This window comes from Bradyrhizobium manausense, assembly GCF_018131105.1.
Taxonomy (GTDB): Bacteria; Pseudomonadota; Alphaproteobacteria; order Rhizobiales; family Xanthobacteraceae; genus Bradyrhizobium; species Bradyrhizobium manausense_B.
The window spans coordinates 55332-77715 of record NZ_JAFCJI010000007.1 but is presented as its reverse complement, the minus strand read 5'-3'; the positions used below and the strand labels follow the sequence as shown (position 1 = coordinate 77715).

At 61.9% G+C, this 22384-nt stretch carries 7 protein-coding genes (1 of these 7 running past the window's edge); 6 read left to right on the top strand and 1 reads right to left on the bottom strand.

What is annotated here, in order from left to right; all coding sequences use genetic code 11:
* Window positions 1-594: 594 nt before the first annotated feature.
* On the top strand, window positions 595-4188 hold the full coding sequence (locus JQ631_RS30890; protein WP_212333454.1) for a beta strand repeat-containing protein: 3594 nt from the start codon (window positions 595-597) through the stop codon (window positions 4186-4188).
* 73 nt (window positions 4189-4261) lie between these two features.
* Here the strand turns inward: JQ631_RS30890 and JQ631_RS30885 are convergent, their stop codons facing one another.
* A complete protein-coding gene (locus JQ631_RS30885; RefSeq protein WP_212333452.1) occupies window positions 4262-6658 on the bottom strand; it encodes a S8 family serine peptidase in 2397 nt (798 codons plus the stop codon).
* Window positions 6659-7937: 1279 nt separating this feature from the next.
* Here JQ631_RS30885 and JQ631_RS30880 point away from each other — a divergent pair.
* The 5 genes from JQ631_RS30880 to JQ631_RS30860 form a co-directional block, all read left to right on the top strand.
* On the top strand, window positions 7938-9617 hold the full coding sequence (locus JQ631_RS30880) for a type I secretion system permease/ATPase (protein ID WP_249161316.1): 1680 nt from the start codon (window positions 7938-7940) through the stop codon (window positions 9615-9617).
* Window positions 9618-9626: 9 nt separating this feature from the next.
* The gene (locus JQ631_RS30875) at window positions 9627-10985 is read left to right on the top strand and encodes an HlyD family type I secretion periplasmic adaptor subunit (RefSeq protein ID WP_212333446.1); all 1359 of its coding nucleotides are present in this window, start codon (window positions 9627-9629) and stop codon (window positions 10983-10985) included.
* Between the two features lie 60 nt (window positions 10986-11045).
* On the top strand, window positions 11046-11519 hold the full coding sequence (locus JQ631_RS30870; protein ID WP_212333442.1) for a hypothetical protein: 474 nt from the start codon (window positions 11046-11048) through the stop codon (window positions 11517-11519).
* Between the two features lie 488 nt (window positions 11520-12007).
* Window positions 12008-12382: a helix-turn-helix domain-containing protein gene (locus JQ631_RS30865; protein ID WP_212333439.1), complete on the top strand. Its 375-nt coding sequence runs from the start codon at window positions 12008-12010 to the stop codon at window positions 12380-12382.
* An 806-nt stretch (window positions 12383-13188) separates the two neighbouring features.
* On the top strand, window positions 13189-22384 hold the 5' end (the start) of the coding sequence (locus JQ631_RS30860; RefSeq protein ID WP_212333436.1) for an LEPR-XLL domain-containing protein. It continues 19571 nt past the right edge of the window; only the first 9196 of its 28767 coding nucleotides appear in the window; it begins with the start codon at window positions 13189-13191; its stop codon lies off the right edge, out of view.

The following is a 22384-nucleotide window of genomic DNA, read 5'->3' as shown; positions in this document are numbered from 1 at the left end:
GAATCTCCTTGCGTGTCGCGACGAACGACAATGCGCGTCATGTCGCGCGCAACGTGCGGAGATCGAACGACGGGGCGATTTAAGGGTGAGTAAATTGCGTCGTTAAACTGAGATCGGCGGCCGCAAACTGAGGCGAGATGCGGCCTGCTCTTCCTCTTAGATTTAACGGTGCATGGATTTTATTTATCCCTGTTTATGTTGTGTGCTGCGAGACCGGTAGGATTGTCCGGCAGGATGCAGGTCGTTTTGGTGATCCATCGCGGAGCGCCATTTCCTCCGCTTCCTCTCGTCGGAGCCATCGCAGGTATTTGCCAACCTGCAACGGGGCTCCTGTCCAGATTTTCCCGAAAACTTGATGATGAAGGTCAGGTGCTGGCCATTAAAAACATTGCCTTATATTAAAAGCATTGCTTAATTTTCCCGGTTTGGCTCGTTTCGGGCAGAGGCCGTTTTGATAAATTTTTGTCCTCGTTGATTTGCGTAGGCCGGCACGCCTGTCCGCGTGGACGGCCATTTTTTATGCATCCACTGACTAGCGGCGTCCTCCCGATCGGCTCCGGAAGTTTTGGGTTCAAATTTTTGGAGGAGTAAGTCATGGCAACATTCAAGTATGATCCTGCGACGGGTGCGTACATTCTTGTCGATGACTCCCTGATGGCTCCGATGGCGGGCCCCGCGGTCACGACCGACCAGGCGGATTATGCGCCGGACTCGGTGGCGACATTCACCGCGTCGAACGTTTCGGTCGGAGGCACCGTCGAATTCATCGTCACCCACGACAATCCCGGCGAGGATGGCGTTGTCGGCACCGCCGATGACACCTTCACCAATGATCTGAGCGGTACGACGTCCTGGCTTGTGACGGACGGCGGTCCGGGAGACCTGGACGGCGTCGCCAACGGCGTGGTGGTCACGAACTGGAACGTGAACTGGGATGCGAGCAATCAGTCATTCCTGGTCTCGGCTGTCGACGTGACGACAGGAGTCGCGAGCACCAGCAGCTTTACGGATGCGGTCCACTTCACCCCCGTCCCGGCCGTTGCTCCCAACGGCACGAACGGCATGATCTTCGACACTGCCGGCGCGATCTCCACGGGTACCGGCATCTTCCCCTCCTTCGTGCAGCTCAGCAGCCCCGCCAACGGCACCGTTGAATCGGGCTACAATCCTGCCAATCCCCCCGTGGACGACACGGGACACACGGCCGTCTTCAATCATCCGATCCAGGTCAAGGACCTCGATATCGAAACGGTCGGCGGCCAGCAGTATTACGTCTTCCGGCTTGATGCGAACGATCCGAACGACTCGAAGACCGCCGCGGGGACGGTCGTTCTCGAGCAGCTGAAGCTGTTTTACGACGGCACCGGAGCCGCATTGCCTGACGGGAACGGCCTGCCCACCGGCGCCAATCTGCTCTACGACATGGACGGGAACGGAGACATTTCCATCACGTTGACCGATTGGTCGTCGGGCAGCGGCCATGGCGACTACGTCGTGAGCATTCCGGTCAGCGCGAACCTTAGTCCAGATACTTACATCTACCTTTACTCGACCTTCTCCAGCGCGACCGGCGGATTCGAGGAATGGGCCCTGGGACCCAACGCGCCGCCGCCACCGCCGCCGCCGACGCCGCACGCAGCATTGTCATTCGAGAAGGCCACCGTGTGTCCTGAGGACGGGGATGACGTCTCGGGCGGCACGCTGCTTGCCGGAAACGCGATCAGCTGGACCTATACGGTGCAGAACGTCGGCAGTGACGGCACTTACGTTTCGAACCTGACGCTGACCGATGACCAGCTGGGTACTCTGTATGCCAATGGCGCAACGGCGGCCAACGTTACCCTGGACGGCGACACAAACAACGACGGCCTTCTCGAGAAGGGCGAGATCTGGGTCTTCACCGCGACCGGCACGACCGTCGACACCACGAATCTGACCAACGGTATCTATACGAATTTGGGAACCATCACCGGCGACGGGTTCAGCGGTAGTTCGACCGGGACCCATACGGAGACGGATCCCGACCTGTCCGGCTTCGACACGAGCAGCTATGTCGGCGTGACCGTTGCTTCGGATTCCGTCCAGATCATCAAGTATGTCTCCGTCGACGGGAAGGCAGACGATGATCCGACGAAGACCTGGTACGACGCCAACACTGCCGCGACGGCGCCGGTCCTGCTCGGAAGTGCGAATGTAAATCCCGAATACAAATTCACGATCACCAACAATAGCGACGCCCAGCTTACCGTTCATCTGACTGACACCAAGCTGGGCGTCAGCCAGGACGTGACGCTTGACGGAAACGGCGGCACCACAGACGTCTTCGCAAGCGGTACGTGGGCCCAGGATCTTCAGACCAACACGGCCAATGTGTCGGCGAGCTTCACCGACGATTGCGGGAATTCGGCGAACCCGACGGATTCCGACGTCGCCAACTATTTCGGCGCCAATCCCTCGCTCACGATCTCCAAGGACATCATCTGTCCGGATGACGGCGATGTCCTGAAAGCCGATACATCGATCAACTTGCTCAAGGACGCCGATGGCAAGGTCGAGTACCGCATCACGGTCACGAACACCGGAAACGTCGCCTTCGTGAACCCGGTCGTCACCGACTCCAAGCTGACCTTGGGTGCCCACACGGATACCGAGACCGGCACCGGGACGGCGGGCGACAACACCCTCGATGTCGGCGAGACCTGGACTTATACGGTCCTCGCCGCATGGGCCGCGGGCGGACCAAATACCAACACTGCGGACGTCAGCGTGAGCTATACCGACAGTGCGGGCAATTCGTTCACCGACGATCCCAAGGATTCGGCGATTTACTTTGGCCTCAATCCGCATATCTCGCTTAATAAGCTAACGAATGGAAGTGATGGACCAACTCTATTGGCGGGCCAGGCAATTACATGGACCTACGACGTCACCAATGATGGCAACGTTGATTTGACGGGTGTCAGCGTCACCGACAACCCCGCCCAGACGATTACCGGTGTTATGGGCGCCGGCATTTGGTCCGCCTACAATAGCGGCGATCTCAACCACGACGGCATTCTCAATGCCGCGACCGCCACCACCGCAGCCGAAACCTGGCATTATCAGGCCACTGGCGTTGCGGGCTCTACCGTCTATACAAACCTCGCTACGGCAACGACTAACGCCGTGTCCGACGATTGCGGCGACTCAGTTACGCCAATGGCGACCGACGGCAGCAGCTACATCGGTCTCGCGCGCGCAACCGAGGGCCTGACCAAGGGCTATTGGGGAACCCATGCCACGGTGTGGGATGCCATCTTTGGTGATGAGAAGGGCGCTGGTTCTGAAGTCAATGTGACCCCGAAGTATGATTGGGATCACGACGGCAAAACCGGCACAAACGATCTAAGTGCGGTGGTCACGTCAGGGCCTTCCAGCAACCTTGGATTGGCAAATGGCAACTACAATGGCGGCGGTGACTCAGGCTTGCTCATGGGTGACTTGAACCATGACGGGCTTGTGACCGGCGACGGCTCGACCTGTCATCTTTTCCTCGATCTTGCTTCCGCTCAGGCACTTGCCAACAGCAGTGTAGTTGGCGACGCCCGGATTATTCTCGCGGGGCAGGCGGTCGCAGCGCAGCTCAACGAGTACGCCGATTATGTCGCCTACGGCAAAGACACCTCGCCCAACGGTCTGATCAATGAAGCCGTACGCTGGTTGAGCGGCGACACCTCATTCGCACTCAGTGCAAACGGAAAGAGCAATATAGACACGAATGTGTCGAACGACCTTGCGAGCCCGGCCGTCAAAGAAGTGATCTCGGTCAAGACGAGCGGCAGCGACTACACACTGAGCGGAGGAGCGATCACGCTTGGAGGTACGGCTCTCTCGTCAAGCGATCCTTCTTGGCAGACCAAGGGACTGGTATTCTCGGAGACCGCTGCCGGCATTGACTTCAATGGCGACGGCGACATGAAGGATTCGGTCTGGGCGAACGGTGAAGGACTCAAGAACGCGCTGGCTGCCTATAATCACGGTTTAGCCGGCGGAACGCAGGGCTTTGTGACGAGCCAGGACGGGTCAACGATTGGCTGGGAGAACAGCATCGGCGGAACGCCATATGACGTTCACGCCAATACTCCGGATGCCTTCTGGGGTATTTTGGCCGATCAGAAGATTACCGGCGTGGAGTGGCATCTCGCATAGTCCGGCGCAAACCAAGCTGGACGCCCAATAAGAAAAGCCCCGCGGCAAACTCGCCGCGGGGCTTTTTTCATCATCACACGATCAAGCTCCACGTGGCCGTGCTCTCGTGAAGCAGCGTCGGCGTGATGCCGACGACATCCACGACGACCTGAGGCGCGGCGCTGTTGTGCGCGTCGACCACGACGTTGGTGCCGCCCTTCGTGTCGGAGACGAAACTGAGCCAGCCATCGGTGATGGGGTTGCTGCCCGAATAGCCGATCGAGCTGAGCAGTTGTCCCATATTGAGGGTGTTGTGGCCCGACACCCAGTTCAGGATGGTGTCGGTCGTGTTTGACAGTGCATTGAAGATGAAGGTGTCGCTGCTGCCGACGGATTGCGCGGCGTAGAGGATATCCGCCCCTTTGCCGGTCACGATCGTATTGTTGCCGAGGCCGGCCTGTATCGTGTTGCCGAAATCATTGGCGATGATCGTGTCGTTGCCGACGCCGGCCCAGACATTCTTGATGATCGAGGTGGCGGCGATCTGAAGCGTTTTGCCGGCGATGGTGTCGGTCGCTCCCGGATTGAGGTCCAGATAGGAACCGGTGGTCACTGCCGCGGTGTTGATCTGCGCTGTGCCGCTTGAATCCGTGAGCACGACGCGGTTGCTGCCGGCCATGGCCGCGAATTCGTCGGTGTAGACGTAGGTGGTTGGCGTGGCGGCTGAATCACCCAGGGCCGTCAGCGTCCAGCCGTTCAGCGTGCCGCTGTTGCCGGATACGCTGTCGGTGACCGTCAGGGTCCAGGTGCCCTTGGCATCGTCGCCCCAGAAGCTGTTCGCGGTGGTCTCGAACACGATCCCGCTGCCGGTGCCGCCGGTGGGATGGGAGACGAGCGTCGCGCTCGTGCCGTCGGGACCGGTCAGGGTCACGGTGAGATCGCTGGAGTTCGCATGCGCGATGTTGAGGTCGATCACCATCTTCTCGACCTTGAGCGAGGAGGCGAAGGTGATCTGGCTGCTCAGGCTTCCATTGCCGTCCGGGATCGCGGCGTTGTCGCCATGCGTCGCCGATTCCGTCGACATGTCGGCGTAGGTCTTCTGAGTGCGCCAGCTCTCGGCCAGCCGAACCGCCGCCGTCGCGTCGACCAGGCCAAAACCGTAGTCTTCGCTGTAGTGCAGGCCGCCACCGTTCCAGTCGTGCGCGCCGTTGATGTGCCAGCTGGCGTTGGTCGGATCGGTCTCTTTGGCGGAATAGGCGAGGATGTCCTGGATGTCGCGAAAGCCCAGATTGGGATTGGCCTGCAGCATCAGCGCGATCACGCCTGAGACCGCCGGAGCCGAATAGGACGTGCCGGAGATCGAGATATAGTCGCCCGTGGTGTTGTAACCGGCGGTACCGACCCGGTCGTCGGTGTACGCGCCGCCCGGTGCGGCAACCAGGAGCGCCGCGCCCGGCGTACTGAAGGTCGCGACATGTCCAGTGGGGTCGACGCCGCCAACGGTGATGACGTACGGATCGTTCTGGTAATTGTGATAGTTGACGTTGTCGCCCGATCCGCGTCCGTTGCCGGATGCAAAGACGATGCTGGTGCCGAGGCCCCCGCGACCGTACATGACCTCGTTGAGGATGGCTGTCTTCGACGATGCGAACCCGGACGAGAAGAAGTTGTCTGTGTAGGCCGTCGTATAGCCCCAGCTCGCGTTGACGACGTCCATGCCGCTCGAGAGCGTGTGACCGAGGGCGTCGTTGATCTGGTCCGGGCCGCCGCCGGTGCTGTAGCTGATGCGGAAGCCGGCGATCCCGGCATCGTAGGCGACGCCGACCGTGCCGGTGCCGTCGCGCGCGGCGCCGATGACGCCGGCAACTGTCGTCCCGTGATTGTCGGTCGAGGTGCCGTAGGCATCGCTCCCGCCATTGGTCGCGTCATAATCCTGATTGAAGAGGTAGTGCGCGTGAAGATCGGTGTTGTTGTAATCGATGCCGTCGTCGATGACGCCGACCTTGACGCCCAGTCCGGTATAGTTCTGCCAGGCCTTGGTGACATTGATGCCGCCTGTGCTGCTGGTCAGATTCCATTCCTTGTAGAAATACGTGTCGCTCGGCAGCGCGCTGTTGCCGGTAGGCGGATTCAGGGTCGGCGACATCATCGTGACAGACGTAAAGCTCGTTGTCGTAGTGCCCTGACCGACAGTCGTGCCGGTGCTGCCGCTGGTGGTGCCACCGCTCGTGGTGCCGCCGCCGGTGGCGCCGCCGCTCGTCGTTCCGCTGGTGGCACCGCCTCCCTTTTTGGCAGCGAAGCTGTCCGGCGCGCCTGCATCCGAAGCCGAAGTGTCCGTTCCGAAGTCGTGATTCTCCGCGTGGGACGCCGGATCGTCCATCGATCCGACATGTGCCGAGGCGATGTTCAGTCCGACGAATTCCCATTCCAGAGCATTTGCATTCCCTTCGGAGAAATTCCCGTACTGATCATTCACGCCCCGCTTCGCCATTGAATCTCCTTGGATGTGAGACGACAGAAAATGCGCGTCACGCCGCGCGTATGTGCTGGGATCGGACGACGGGGCGATTTAAGGGCGGGTAAATCCAGTCGTTAAACTGAGATCAGGGGCGCCAAAGCAGCGACGGTCGCGGTGCGAGTTTCCGGACTGGTTTAATGGTGCGTAAATGTCATTTATCCTTGTTTATGTTGGTCGCTGCCCAGGCTGGTAAAATTGTCCGGCGAGGTGGAATGCCTCGCGCGCGGCGTTGAGGCCGGGCCCGCGCGTCCCCCTCCAATGCCGTCTGGCAAATGGACTGCGCACGCGGCGAGGCTTCCAGGTGCCGCACGAAGGAAATTCGTATATTCCAAATATTCGGATTGACGGAAATGTCAGACTGGCGTATAAGCCTTGCCATCCTGGCCCGTCAAAAGGGCGTATCGCGATCGTCACGACACGGGGCTGGGATGCGGTGGCCGCGACGGCGTCGGCGCGCACAGGGTCGCAGGGCGGGAATCCTTTGATGGTGCTCCGTGAGCGGCGACTGGGTGCGGTACGACACGGCGCTGACGGCGTCTCCATGCGGTCTCGACGGCGCGCGCACGCCAGCTGTCGAGGGGCCGGTGCAGACGTGCGCGGACGGAGAAGTCGTGTGGTCCTGGCGCCCGAAGCTGGCGCCAAGCCTTGTGGAGCGTCTCGGGCCGACCGGCGCGAACGCAAAGATCCGCCTGGCGACGGGGGCAATAGAGCTCGTCTCCCCGGGGAGAGCGCGAAGGACACCGTTAAAACCATCCGCGCAGGGAAGGCCGGGATGCCGGCATCACCTGTGACCCACCCGTGCGCACTTTCTTCGCACACGGGCTGCGGGTGCCGCCGGCGCCCGGCCTTCCCTGCGCCCTTTCCTCCGGGAAGGGGAGTTCCGAGGTTAACCCGGGCATATTGCGCCGCGGGAATACGAACCCATGTCCGCGATTTGAGATGCTGGCGGGTCGGCGCAAGTCCCGCGTGGTTCCGTCCTGACCGCGTTTAGGCGCGCCTCCGTCGACATAAATATCGTAAACGTGGGTAGGCCGTAACTCTACGGGCACCTTTACCTTTCAGCGAGGATTGCTTCCTCGATGCCGGTTAGTTGTGCTAGATTGTCATCGATTAAACACGAATTGTAATGGCTGCCAGTTGGTCTTTAAATTTGCCGGGCGTTGCCGCTCCGGCGGTCGTTTTTGATTAGAGGGGCGGGTATCCGCCGGATTGTGTGAGTGCGCCTTTCAAAAGGCCGGACGAGCTCCGGCGCTTGCTGCAGACTTGCCAAGGCTACTTCCTGACGGCCGGCATCTTCAGCCTTGCCATTAATCTGCTGTATCTCGCCGGCCCCCTCTACATGCTGCAGGTGTATGACCGCGTGATCTCGAGCGCCAGCGAGATCACGTTGTTGATGCTCACCATTGCGCTGCTGCTCGCTTTCACAGCGCTTGCCGGTCTGGACGCGGTTCGAGCGCGCGTGCTGACCCGCGCAAGCATCCGCCTCGACCAGAAGATTGCATCGCGCGTCATGACCGCGATCGTCGATCGCTCGGCTGTCGCAGGCGGCGCCCGCAGCCAGGCGTTGCGCGACTTCGATACGTTTCGCCAGTTCGTCACCGGCACCGGCATCCACGCAATCTTCGACCTGCCATGGGCCCCGATCTACATCGCCGTCATCTTCGTGCTGCATCCCTTCCTCGGCGCGTTCGCACTGGCCTGCTCGATCGTGCTGGTGCTGATGGCCCTGCTCAGCGAGTGGCTGGTCAAGCTGCCGCTGACGGAATCGAATGAAGCCGCTTCCCGCAGCTACAGTTTCACCGAGATGAGCCTGCGCAACACCGAGGTGGTTCGTGCCATGGGCATGACCGGCGGCCTGTTGCGGCGTTGGGGGCGCGACCGCGACCGGATGCTGGAGCGACAGGTGGCTGCAAGCGATCGGGCGGCCGCGATCCAGAGCTTGATCCGTTTCCTGCGGCTCGCAATGCAGTCCCTGATCCTGGGGCTTGGCGCCTATCTCGTCATCGAGCGGCTTACGACGACAGGTTCGATGTTTGCCGCCAGCATCCTGCTCGGGCGCGCGCTGCAGCCGGTCGAGCAGATCGTCGGCTCGTGGCGCGGTTTGGTGTCGGCGCGGGCCGCCTTCCTGCGGATTCGTGATCTGCTGCAGGCTTATCCGGTGTCCGACGCGGGGTTGACGCTGCCCAAGCCCAAGGGCCACCTGTCGGTCGAAGCCGTCACTTTCGTTCCAGCGGGCACCGGCAAGCCCATTCTGCGCGGCGTTACATTCGCGATCGAGGCGGGAGAAGTGCTTGGCATCATCGGTCCCTCAGGCGCCGGCAAGTCGACGCTCTCGCGCCACCTCGTCGGTGTGCTGACGCCGTCGGCCGGAGCCGTGCGACTGGACGGCGCTGATGTCTCGACCTGGGTCAAGCGCGCGATCGGCGATCACGTCGGGTATCTGCCGCAGGACATCGAGTTGTTCTCCGATACGGTCGCAGCGAACATCGGACGATTTGACGAGGGGAACGACCGGGAGGTCATCATTGCCGCGCAGCTTTCGGGCGTGCACGAGATGATCCTGAAGCTTCCGAACGGCTACGACACGCAGGTTGGTGAGGGCGGCGCGATACTGTCCGGCGGCTTCCGCCAGCGCATTGGGCTGGCGAGGGCGGTCTATGGCAGTCCCAGCATCGTCGTCCTGGACGAGCCCAGTTCGAATCTCGACGCCGAGGGCGACGTCGCGCTAGCGGACTGCATCGTGCAATTGAAGAAGCGGGGAGCCAGCGTCGTCATCGTCTCGCATCGTCCGGCCACCATCGGCGTCGTCGACAAGATCCTGGTTCTCAGGGACGGCGTCGCCGAGATGTTCGGGCCGCGCGCCGAGATCATGGCGCGCCTGACCCGCCCCGTGCCCGTGCCGGTGCACGCGGTGCAAGGCTCCAGCGGTTAGGCACGTCCCATGGCGATCATCGACGCGACACCCAAGAGTCTTGCAGCCGTTGGAGCCAAACCGGCGGCCGCCGGCGGTCCACCCAGCGATTCCATCAAGCGCATCGCACTGGCCGGCTGGATCATCATTGCGATGTTCTTTGGCGGCATCGGTGCATGGGCAGTGACCGCCCCGCTCAATGGCGCTGTGGTCGCCAACGCCGTCGTCAAGGTCGATGGCAACCGCAAGAGCGTGCAGCACCTCGACGGCGGCATCGTCAAGACGCTCCATGTCAAGGAAGGCGACCGGGTTCGCGCCGGCGATCTGCTGATCGTGCTTGACGAGACCCAGGCGCGCGCGGAGTTCGATATCCTCACGCAACAATGGGTCGTCCTTCGCGCCACGGAGGTCCGTCTCCTGACCGAGCTCGATCACGGGGCCGAGCTTGTGATGCCCTCGGATCTGAAAGCCCATGCCGAGGACCCCTACCTCAAGAGCGTCTGGAACGGGCAGGTCAGCCAGTTCACAAGTCGCCGGGCGGCACTCGAAGGGCAACGCAACGTCATCCGCGAGAAGATCAACCAGCTTGGTTCGCAGATCGTCGGTGCCCAGGCGCAGGTCAAGTCATTTACCGATCAGATCGATTCCGTTCACAACGAGGCGAAAGACATCGCGCCTCTCGTCGAGCGTGGCCTGATCGCGCGGCCGCGTATCCTGCAACTGGAGCGCTCCGCCTATGGGCTGGAGGGGCAGATCGCCGATGCGAATGCCAACATTGCAAAGGCGCGCCAGGCGATCGCCGAGCAGGAGCAGCAGATCGCGCAGCTCGACAACGATCGAATGACCGACGTGACCAAGGATCTCCGTGACACGCAGGCGAAGATCCTGGAAGTGATCCCAAAGGCCTTGAACGCCAAAGCCGTTCTGGGACGTATGGAGATTCGTGCCCCGTATAGCGGCCAGGTGGTCGGCCTCAACGTCTTTTCCGTCGGTGGAGTCATCCAGCGCGGCGACAAGATCCTGGACATCGTCCCGGAGCAGGACGGGCTGACGATCGAAGCGCAAGTGGCGGTCGAGGACATCAGCGACGTGCATCCCAATACGCGTGCCGAGGTTCATCTCACGGCTTACAAGCAGCGGATCGTGCCGATCATTCATGGTGACGTCGTTCAAGTCTCGGCAGATCGTCTGACCGATCCGAAGACCAACAACCCATACTACACGGCATTCGTGCGGATTGACGGGGACGAGCTTGCCGCCATGCCGAACATCAGGCTCTATCCGGGAATGCCTGCAACCGTCATGATCCCGACGGTCCAGCGCACGGCCTTCGAGTATCTGGTCGGCCCGCTGATCATGTCCTTCAATCACGCCTTCCGCCAGAAATAGGACGTACGGCCATGCCTGGCCCGGATGAGCGGAAGACGCCATGAGGGAGACGTTTTCCTGATGCGGGCGGGTGTGGCTGTGATCCTCCTTAGCCTGCTTGCAGGGTGTGGGGGAGCCCGACAAGCGCTTCAGGACGCGAGTGACGACGCCTCAGTCGGTCTGCCCGATGCGCTTGCTGATTGCCGTAACGCCTTTCCCGACCAGATCACGCAGGCCGTGCGGCGCGCCGATTGCATCGTGAAGGCGACCGAGCTTTCGGTCAGGCCGAGCCTGAAATTTCCGGAACTGCTCGACCGCGAGAATGCGCTGCGCAAAACGCTTGCCGCCCAGGTCGAGGCGGGCAAGGTCTCGCTTCTTGAACGAAATGACCAGATTGCGAAGGCCCACATGGCCATCGTTGCGGAAGAGGCGGAAAGACTGAAAGCCACGCCGTCGGAGGGGCAGGGGAGCAGCCCCGCCCCCGTCGTTCAGTGGCGGGCCTCCAACACGAATGCGTGTGCTGGTCTCGGGGGCAATTCTCCGACCTGCTATTGAACAGGCTTGGCGCGACACGTCGGAGAAAGTGTCGTCCAATCATGTGCTTACCGTGCATATCGCATGCCGGCCTTGGCGCGATCACTGATCAATCGCAGCGGAGCCCGGGCAGGAAAGGCATGGCCTGTTTACTTAACGCAGGTGAGCCAGTACACGCATGGTCCAACGGGCTGCCGTGGTTTCGTCCGGCGGTGCTGTTTCCCTGGCCGGATCACCTGTCGCGATGGCGTCGATTCTCCGAGCTAGGAACCCGTGATACGAAGCGACGTTGGCTGGGGAGATGATGGCTCAGGCCTTGCATGGAGCAGGGGGCAAGGCCGGCACCGGAATGGCAATCGGCCTGTTCTGCAGGCGGCTGCGCCGGTCTGCGCCAGTCGCAAAGAGCCAAAACCAACGGGCAATGATTGACTTAGAAGCAAATCAGACCGTAATCTCCCTCACTTAGGGTCGTTAATACCGATTCTCACAAATATAAATGGAATTTACAGGTGCCTAAAGTCAAGAACAAGACCGCTGCCAATTTTGGCTCGCGCTTGAAGCAGCTGCGAGAAGATCAGTCGATGACCATCACTGAGCTGGCCAGGCGGATTGACGTGACGCCACCTGCAATTTGGCATTGGGAGAAGCGAGGCAGGATGCCCAAGCCAGCCACCATAAAGGCCGTTGCAAAGGTGCTTGATGTCAGCTCCGAGTTTCTTGAAAACGGCGTCCATATCGTGAGTACTCAGGATCAGGGGCCCTCGGACCAGACCTCACTGCGGCCGGACGAAATGAGCCTTGAACAACTGATCCGCGCCATTGAGGCCAAAGGCTTTCATGTCCGGATCTCTTCGGCCGGCGATCGCGAGCCCTCTGAGGCGTAATTGAAGGAATGGGAGTCGTCCTGCCTGTTCCTGTTGACTGTCCGCTCGCCATATTCCCTCACTGAAATAGTCACCAACAAAGCCGCTCTGGCTTTTCGCCAGGTAGCTATTTTTGTCACGCCGTAAGGATGACGGTCCGATGTGACGCTCGCTTGGCGAGCCGCGCAGTGACATTCGCTACGCAATCCACGGATTAAAAAAAATTGAATACTGTCTGCGCTCTCGACGAAAGACGCGAGTAAGCACGAAATTGAAGCCGTCAGGCGCAATATATGTCTTCTGTTTGTAGCGCGAGTCAGGATTTACAACTTCCGGCTACATGATTTCGCCGCGTGTCGGACGATTTTGATCAGGCCGCGCATTTTCCTAAGTCGTTGAGGAGGCGCGCGAACTGAGCGGATCGAACCGTCTCCATGTGCTGGCCTGCAACCACAATTTGTGTGTGGTTGTTTATGCTCCCTCGATGAATTGTCCAACCGAATTGTGAGGGCCAAAGCGCTTGTAGCCGGACTGCGACCGTGTCATAACTTCGTCGTTAAAGCCGTATTAAACTACGCATAAATCGAATTTAAGCCGCCCGATAGTCATTCGAAGGAGGCGCTGCGATGATCAAAGATTTTAGCACCTTTGAGAGTTTGCACTCAGCTTCTCCTCCTCTGCCACGTGCTGTTGAAGGCACCGGCATTCAATCTCTCCCCGGCACACACCGCTAGACATTCGCCTCAAGCGCGTACTGCTTGAGACGTCTTTGCGTATCTCAATTTGCTGCTCGCCGTTCGGTCCATTTTTTTTGATGGGGCATTCCGATGGGTATAGCCTGGCGCTGGAACAAGGAAGCTCACAAGCGCTCCGCGTTCGAATCCCTCCTCGACAAGGTCATTCGCGAGATCCTTCCGGGGCGCGACAGTAGAAAGCGCCGCCGCGCGGGCGGTGCCGCGGGCGCGATAGCAAAACCGCGGCGGCAGAGCTTCACCCTGGAGGCGATCGAGCCGCGCCTGCTGTTGTCCGCGGATATCACCTATGGCGGAATCCTCAACACCCACACGGATTTCACGCTGAAGGCCGAGTCAGGCCACTTCAATCTCTACGACAACTCGACAGCGTCGATCATCGGTTCAAAATCAATCGTTGTCGGTGACAACAGCGTCACCATCGACCGCGACGGCGGAGACGATCTTTACGGCGATACGATTCACCTGGATCTCAAGTCCTTTGAGACTGCAAACGCCGCGATCGGCGGCCACTTGCTGAGCATCGATTTTACCGGCGGCGATCAGAGGCTGTTCCAGGACACCGTCACGCTGGACAACACGTCTGCGTCTACCGCTGCGGTCGGCTTCGGCCTGAAAGTCACGAGCGATTCCGCGATCGCATCCGGCGCACATGCAACCTTCGGCGGCGAGCTCACGCTGACGTCGGAAGCCACGGCCGGCAACGATCCGATCGTGAACCAGGGAATACTGTCCAACGCGAACTCGGCGATCACGCTGTCCGGCGCCAATCTGAGCGCATCCGGCAAGGTGAGTTTGACGGCGCACTCAGCGCTCGACGTCAATGCCGACGGTTCCGTTCAGGGTAACACCGATGATCCTGGCCTCACCGGCAAGATCACCGGAAAGATCGCTGACGCGATCAACGACAATCTCGGCGACAAGATTCATCTGGTCTCATTGGTCACGAGCTTTTCCAGCGCGAAGATCGACATCGGCGATTCCGTGCTTAGCGCGACCAATGGTGATTTGATTCTCAATGCGACCGTTGATGGCACGCTGACCGCTTCGTCGGTCAACAACAGCTTCTTGAAGATTACGGTCGTCGCCGGCGACGCGGACCCGGAAGTGTTGATCCACGGGGCGACCACCAACGTCAGCGCCAGCGGCAAGATCGACGCGACCGCCAAATCCAGCGTTACGATCAACGCATCGGCCGCGCCGACCGACAATGCCGACGCGTCGAAGGACGCGGCTGTGGCAGTTACGGCATTTGGAAGCAAGGCGACACTTGCCGTGTCGGACAGCGCCGTCATGGACGCCATGGGCGGTGCCGCGACACTCCAGGCGAGCAGCGAGCTCGACGCCACGACCACGGCGGACGGCAGCGCGGGATCAGCCGGTGCCGGCGTTGCGGTTTCGGTGGTTTTTGGTGACACCGTCGCATCGGTTGACCATTCGACCGTCGGTGGCGCTGGAGTCAGCATTCTGGCCACGACCGACCGCGACATCACGACCACGGCGAATTCGTCGGTCGGCGGCAGTTCGCAGAGCGGCAGCGGCGACAATGCGAGCGAGACGACGCTTGCCAACAACAACGCAGAGACAGCCGGAGATGCCGGCAACGAAAGCATTACATTTGCGGGCGCGATCGCGGTCGCAGTCGATACGGGCGATACCAAGGCCTATTTGCAGGATGGAACCATCAACGCCGGCATCGACGCTGCGTCGATCGTCGCAGCGTCCGTCGACGTCGTGACGACCAGCGCGGATGGCGGGTTCACGAAGGAGTCCGGTGGCGGCGGCGGTGCGACCAATGCGGTCGGCGTTGCGGTCGCGATCAATGTCGCGACCCGCGACGATCTTGCCTACATCGGTGGAACGAGCACCGTTACGGGCGACTCGCTTGCCATTCAGGTCCTGCCGCTGGACGACAAGCAGAGCGAATTCAGCGCGGAAGCGGTCTCCGGCCTCGGCGACGCCACGAGTGTCAGTTTTGCCGGATCGCTCGCAATCAATGTCACGCTGTTCAATCACAAGGCCTATCTCGATAATGCTGCGCAGGTGACGCTGCTCGGAAGCCCGGACGTCACCATCGAAGCCCACGCCGACATGAAGAACGTCGCAAAGGCGACGCCGCACGAGGCCGACGCTGGGAACCCCAAAACCGGTATCGGCGCCTCGGTTGCGTTCAACTATGGTGAAGACACGACCGCGGCCTACCTCGACGACAACGTCTTGCTCACGGGCGCGAAAGGCCTGACGCTCGATGCCGCGTCTGCGCATGAGATGGAGACCGAGGCCAAGAACGGCTCGGTGGGCGGGACCGCGGTCACGCCCGTCATTGCGATCTCGGTCGCCAATGACGATACCCATGCAACGATCGGCAGCGGCGGCCTGCTGACGGTCGGTGCCGACGGGTTCAACCTGACCTCCACGCTGACCAATGTCGTCAGAACGTCCGCCGAAGGCGACACTGAAGCGGATAAGACCGGCGTCGGCATTTCGCTTGCCTTGTCGATCGTCAACGATGATTCGGAGGCCACCACCGCCCGCAATCTCTTCACCAGCGGCGGCGCAGCGGCGTTCATGTCGAGCGCGATCTCGATCAGCGAGAGCTCGGCGAAAGCGAGCGTGAAGGGTGGCGAAGACAGCGGCGACGGCAAGAAGGCCGACGGCAAGAAGCAGGATCAGATGGACTTCGCCGATACCACGGCGAAGACCAAGACGGGTGGAAGCGCCAAGGGCAACAACGGCGCGACGGCTCCCGATGCCGATACCGGCAGCGGGCAGGTCGATGTCGCGGGTGCGATCGCGGTCAACATCGAGAACGGATCGTCGGTTGCGTCGATCCCGGACGGCGGGCATGTCACTGCGACCGGGCTGATTACCGTCCATTCTCAGGCCAATGTGGACGGGCATGCGCTCGCGGATGGTTCCGCGGTCACCGGAGAGGGCGGCACCGGCGTCGGCGTCGCGGTTGCGGTCAACGTCAATAACATCACCAATCAAGCTTTTGTCGGCAACGGCGCCGTGGTCAGCGGCAGTGGTCTGAACGTTGGTGCCGTCGTAGCCGACCGGCAGATTGACGCGCCGGTGATCGCCGCGCCGGTCGTGGACGCCGCGAACGATACGCTCTTTGTCGGCCTGGATGCCGGCCTCGCGAGCGGTGATCAGGTCAAGTATGTCGGGCTTGGCGGGTTCGGCCTTACCCCCGCCGATAGCTATTTCGTGCACGTCAACGGTGACGGCACCATCAAGCTTTATAGCACCACCAAGGAGGATGCCGAAGACGGTGGCGCCACCGGACTGGTCGATCTCACCTCGGGCGGCTCGACAACGCTCCCGAACCAGCTTTGGAAATACATCTCGGGGATTCCGAGTCCGATCGGCGCGATCTCGTTTGACCCGACCGGCACCATCACCGAACTCGATCTCGGCGAAGACGAGACCGTGCGTACCGGTGACCGGGTCAAATATGATGCCAACGGCGGCTCACCGCTCGGCGGGTTGAGCGACAACACCATTTACTACGTCATCGACCTGACCGGCGGCCACTACCAGTTCGCGGCGTCGCTGGGAGATGCCTACGACGGAAAAGCGATTGCGCTGAGTGGTGCCGCGCCCGTGGGCCAGGCGCTGCATGATCTGGCGCACTCGTCTCGCGCCGACGCAACGTCGGGCGCCAGCGGCGGCAAGATCGGCGTCGGAATATCGGCCGCCATCAATATCGTGAACAATGACACGCAAGCGGTGGTCGGACAGACCCCGGGCAGCCTGCCTGGTACCGCCGCTGTGACAACGAGCGGAGACAACTCTTCGGTCCTGGCCGTTAGCGACGAATCGAATCTGGCGACCGGCAAACCGCATGGCGACACCGAAGGCGAGAAAGCAGGCGTCGGTGCCTCGGTCGGGATCAACGTGATCACCAATACGGTCAACGCGCAGATCACCGACGGGACGTCGTGGACCGGGTCGGTAGGGACCTTCACGGTTTCGGCAGCCTCCGGCGACTTTGCGTTCACCCATGGTGAGAACGGCGCCTCTTCGGGCGGAGTGGGAGTGGGTATCGGCGTCGCAGTCCTGGTCGCCCAGGACACGACCTCGGCCTATGCCGGGACCAAGCCTGTGCTCGACAGCGCGCTGTCGGCGACGGGTGACGTATCGATCACGGCCTCGCACGGCGGTGAGTTTCTGTCCACGACCAGCGCGAAAGCTGCCGCCAAGAAGGTTGGCGTCGGGGCGTCCGTCACGGTGGCGGTCGTCATCGAAGAGGTGAGCGCCGAACTCGCGCGCAGCATCACGACGTCGGGCGGCGCAGCCACGGTACAGTCGACTTCGATTGTTGCCAGTCATGCGGAAGCGCTTGCGAGCGTTCAGGGCGCCAAGTCATCCGGAAACTCCGCCGACACGGAATCGTCCAATCAGGCGAACAGCCCCGTCAGCAACAAGGGCAGCAAAACGGCGCTGCCGACGTCCGGCGGCGAGGCCTCCAAGGGGAGCGAGCAGAGCAGTTCCCAGTCCGGCGAAGGTTCGAGCGGGGTCGGCATCGCGGCAGCGGTTTCGGTCAACGTCCTCACCTCCGACAACACAGCGAAGATCACGCACGGTGCAAGCCTGACGGCTGCTCACGCCGTCAAGATTTCGGCGCAGGCCGAAAACGACGCTTCGGCCAAGGGTACCGGCGCTTCTCTCGATAGCAGTGCGAGCGCAAACATCGGTGCTGGTATCGGACTCAACGTCGTCAATGCCACCAACAAGGCGTTCGTCGACAGCAATTCGAGCGTCACGGGCGACGGCATCACGATCGAGGCAATCGTTCCCAATGGAGGCACCGACGATTTCGTCGTGTGGGGCGTGGCGGCGGCAGGCGGCACGGGCGAGGGCACCGCCATTGCGGGGTCGGTCGGTATCAACGTCATCAACAACCTGGAGACGGAGGCGTCGGCCCGCTCCGGCTCGCATCTGACCTCGAGCGGTGGCATCACCGTAACGGCGTCCGAGGACACCAGAATCCAGACGCTCGCCGCGGCGGGCGCCCTCTCCACTGGAGGTACGACGGTCGGCGGCGCAGTCGCGGTTGCTGTCGTCAACCAATCCACCAAGGCCTTCATTGAATCTGCCTCGGCCGACGCTGCCGGCGCCATCGCGGTCCATGCGACGGCGACGCTCGATCCGGCCCCGATTCCGGTCTCGTTCGTCGACGTGTCCTTCACCTCCATCGCGGTCGCGGGCGCGGCCAGTTCCGGCGGTGCGGCGGTTGCCGGAGCGGTCATCGTCGACGTCTTCGACGTCACCGCAGACGCACATATCGGTGCCGGCACGCAGGTGAACCAGAAGTCCATCCTAGGCGGTGGCTTCGCCCACGGTGCAGGCCAGACGCTTTCCGTCCAGGCCACCAACGAAACGACCATCACGAACGTCGCCGGTGGACTTGGTGTCAGCACCAGTTCGGCCGGCGTCGGCGGCAGTCTCGACGTCGAGGTACTCAACAAGGACACCCGTGCCTACATCGGCAATGGCGCTCATGTCACGCTGGGCGGCGGCGCCGACGTCACCGCGAATGCGACCGAGACCATCCTGACGGTCGTTGCCACACTTGGTGTGGGTGACAGCGCCGGCGTTGCCGGATCGTTCGCGGTCGTGGTCGTCGATAGTGAAGATGACGCCTATCTCGACAATTCCGCCCATCTTCTCGCGCAAGGTGCGGTCTCGATCACCGCGACGGGCGGTTTCAACGCCACGATGATCGCAGGAACCGTCGGCGCTGGCGGCACGGCTGGCTTCGGCATCGCCAATAGCGACCTCATTCATTCCGCCACCGTCCAGGCTTATGCCGGTAATAGCAGCGTCGTCACGGCGGGTGGCGATGGCGTGTTGATCACCGCGTTCACCAGCGAGGACGTCCTGACGATTGCCGCCGCCGGCGCAGCCGGTGGCACGGCCGGCGTTGCAGGTTCGGCTGCTGTGAATGTGTTCGACGAGACGACGACCGCCTATGTCGGGGACAGTGCAACGATCACGATCGACAATGCGCTCGATCCAGGGGCGCAGGATCTGACGATCAGCGCCAAGGACGACACCAGCGTGATCTCGGTGGCCGGCGAGCTCGCGTTCGGCGGCGATGCCGGGGTCGGCGTCGGCGCCGATGTCGGCGTCTACACCAAGCACACCAATGCCTTTATCGGGTCCGGTGTGAATGCCGACGTACTCGGCAACATCCAGGTCACCGCGGATTCGAGCGAGAACCTGGTTTCAGTGTCCGCCGGCGCCGCGGTGGGGTCGGTCGGTGTTGCAGTCAATGCCGGCGTCCACGTGTTCAACCTGGAGACTCGCGCGTTTATCGGCGACGATCCGACAGACGGTGTGGCCTCAGCGGGTCCGGGCGATGTGCATGCGCTCGGCAGCGTCGTGCTCCACGCCAACGATCTCACGGATATCAACGAGATCGTTGGCACGATCGCCGGCGGTGGTGTCGGTATCGGTGCCGCGGCTGGCGTCAACGTCATGAACAAGAGCACGCTGGCCTTCATCGGGGCCGGCGCCACCGTCACCGGCGACGGACATGGAGCCGGTCTGTCGGTCAACACCGGGCGCATCAACCCTGATCTCGACACGGCGGCGAGCAATCCGGGCAATACGCAGACGAAGTCCTTCGACCCGAACCATCCAAACGCGGGCGGAGGCGTGGGCATCGACACGGGTAGCGCTGGCACCAAGACGGCAGCGACCAGCGGAGACCACGCGACGTTGCGCAGCAAGGGCCAAGTGGGCACCCCGACGCTTGGGAGCATGGACCTGCAGAACAGCGGCAGCGCCCAGGACATCAGCGGCAAGGACAGTTCGCTCGGTGGCGCACGCACGACCAAGCTCGACTCCACTCCCGGATTCCACGGGGTGGCGGTTGCAGCGACCAATCAGGACGAGATCCGGACCTTCTCGGTGAGCTTCGCTGTGGGCGGCGCCGCGGGAGTCGCGGTGTCGGCGGGAGTCGACGTCGTCAACGCCGATACCGAGGCCTATGTCGGCCAGGGTGCCAACGTCAACACCGATACCTCGGTGAATCCCGCCAATCCGCTGCAGTCGGTCCTGGTCGGCGCGGGCGATGATTTCTACCATCTGGCGGTTGCCGGCACGATTGCCGTCGCGGGCGGAGCTGCCGTCGCGCCGGCTGTCGGCGTCAATGTCGTGACCAACACGACCAAGGCGCACATCGATTCATCGGCGACGGTAAACGCGCTCGCCGACGTTACCGTTGAGGCGACCGCGCGAGAAAACGTCGTGATGGTCGGATTCGGCATCGCGGCCGGCACGGTCGGTGTCGGCGGCGCCGTCGACGTGCTCAGCATCGACAATCACGCATGGGCAAGCGTCGGAGATCATGCCACCGTATTCGCCGGCGGCGACTTCTACCTTTCGGCGACCGACGACACGCATATCTTCGAGCTGTCTGGCGCGCTGGCTGGCGGCTTCGTTGGTGTCGGCGCCTCGGTCGGCGTCATGGTCCTTACCAAGGATACAGAAGCTTTCATCAGCGATCACGCCCATGTCGATGCGCTCGGTGGCGCTGGCGTTGCGGATGCGTTCGACGGCAACATTATCGCCAGTGGGTTCGAGAAGAAGACACCCGCACCGGGTGGCGTCATCGTCCAGGCGGAATCGAGCGAAGACATCCTTCACATCGTGGCGGCGGGCGGCTTCGGCTACGTCGGAGCGTCCGGCTCGGTCGGCGTGACCCTGATCAGCAGCGAGACGGACGCGGTCATCAATGACCATGCGTTCATCAACACGCTGCATCAGGACGATGCGCACGACAACCAGAGCGTCTACGTCAATGCGGCCAACAGGCTGAACGTGCAGACCTTCGTGGTCGGCGTCGCGGCAGGCGCCGTGGGCGTGTCGGGCGCGGTCGACATCGGAAGCGTCAAGAACAACACCAAGGCGGTCATAGAAGCCGATGCACAGGTGAACGCATTGGCAGACATCGAGGTCAATGCGCTTGGCAAGAAGGACATAACGGGGGTCGATGTCAGCGGCGCCGTCGGCGCGGTTGGTGTGGGCGGTGCAGTCAGCGTTTGGTCGATCGGATCGACCATCAAGCGGACTGCCAAGGACAACGACGGTAACGAAAGCGCGAAAAATTCGACGAATATTGGCAACGGCGAAGCCGATCAGGACGCCGGGAGTCAGGCGCAGAGCAGCAGCAGTGCCACTACGGATGCGATCGGCCAGTTCTCGGGCGGCGCGGAATTCGATGTGGCGGGTGCGGTAACGACTGGTCCCGGCGCGGGCACCATCAATCTCGGCGCATCCAGCGGCCTCAAGACCGGAGACAAGGTCACCTATTCACACGGCGTTAGCGGAACCGATATCGGGGGGCTGACGGATCGTGGAACCTATTACGTGAGGGATACCGGCGGCGGCGTCTTCAAGTTCTACAATACGCACAGCGACGCCATGAACGACATCAATGCCATTCATTTCAGCTCGGCCGGTCTCGGCGGTCATCAGATTGTCGGCAATGCGACCAAGTTCGGTACCCAGTCGGCCGCGAGCAGCGTCAATGCGAGTGCGCCGACCCAGACAAGCATCACGAAACGGGTGAATCTCGCGATCCTGACGCCGCCCGGTACGTCGGCAAGTGTGGAAGCCGGTGCCACATTAACGGCCGGCGGCAAGATCGGCGTCAAGGCGAACGAATCAGACCACATCACGGTCTTCACTGGCCAGATCGCCGGCGGCATCGTCGGTATCGGTGCGGCAGTCTCGATCGTGTCGCTCGGCGACAACGTGACCGCGTTTGCCGATGGCACGCTCAGCGCGGGCGGCAATATCGACGTCAATGCAATCCTCGACGAGCACTTTAACTTGCATGCGCTTGACGGCTCGGCCGGCGGCATAGCGATCGGTGCGGGCGTCGTTTCGATAACGGATACCAGCCTGGCACAAGCCAGCCTTGGCAATGTGACCAAGGCCGACGATGTGACGGTCAATGCGAGCAATACCCGCAACATCACAGAACTGACCGGCATGATGCAGGTCGGCGCGGCAGCTGCCGGCGCGTCCTACACGGAAGTCGAACTGAGTGGTGGCGCGAGCGCAACTGTCGATGGCGGCGCCGATATCGGCCAGACCGACACGGTCGGCTCGCTGACGGTTTCGGCCACGTCGGACAATACGGCCGATGTGCACGCGGTAGCGGTGTCGGGAGGCGTGCTGCTGGCGCTGGCGGTCAATTTCGCATACGCGACCGACACGTCGGGAGCGAGCGCGACGATTGGCGACCTGGCCG

Coding starts and splice junctions, on each gene's coding strand:
- JQ631_RS30890 (WP_212333454.1), top strand. CDS start 595: ATGGCAACATTCAAGTATGATCCTGCGACGGGTGCGTACATTCTTGTC.
- JQ631_RS30885 (WP_212333452.1), bottom strand. CDS start 6,658: ATGGCGAAGCGGGGCGTGAATGATCAGTACGGGAATTTCTCCGAAGGG.
- JQ631_RS30875 (WP_212333446.1), top strand. CDS start 9,627: ATGGCGATCATCGACGCGACACCCAAGAGTCTTGCAGCCGTTGGAGCC.
- JQ631_RS30870 (WP_212333442.1), top strand. CDS start 11,046: ATGCGGGCGGGTGTGGCTGTGATCCTCCTTAGCCTGCTTGCAGGGTGT.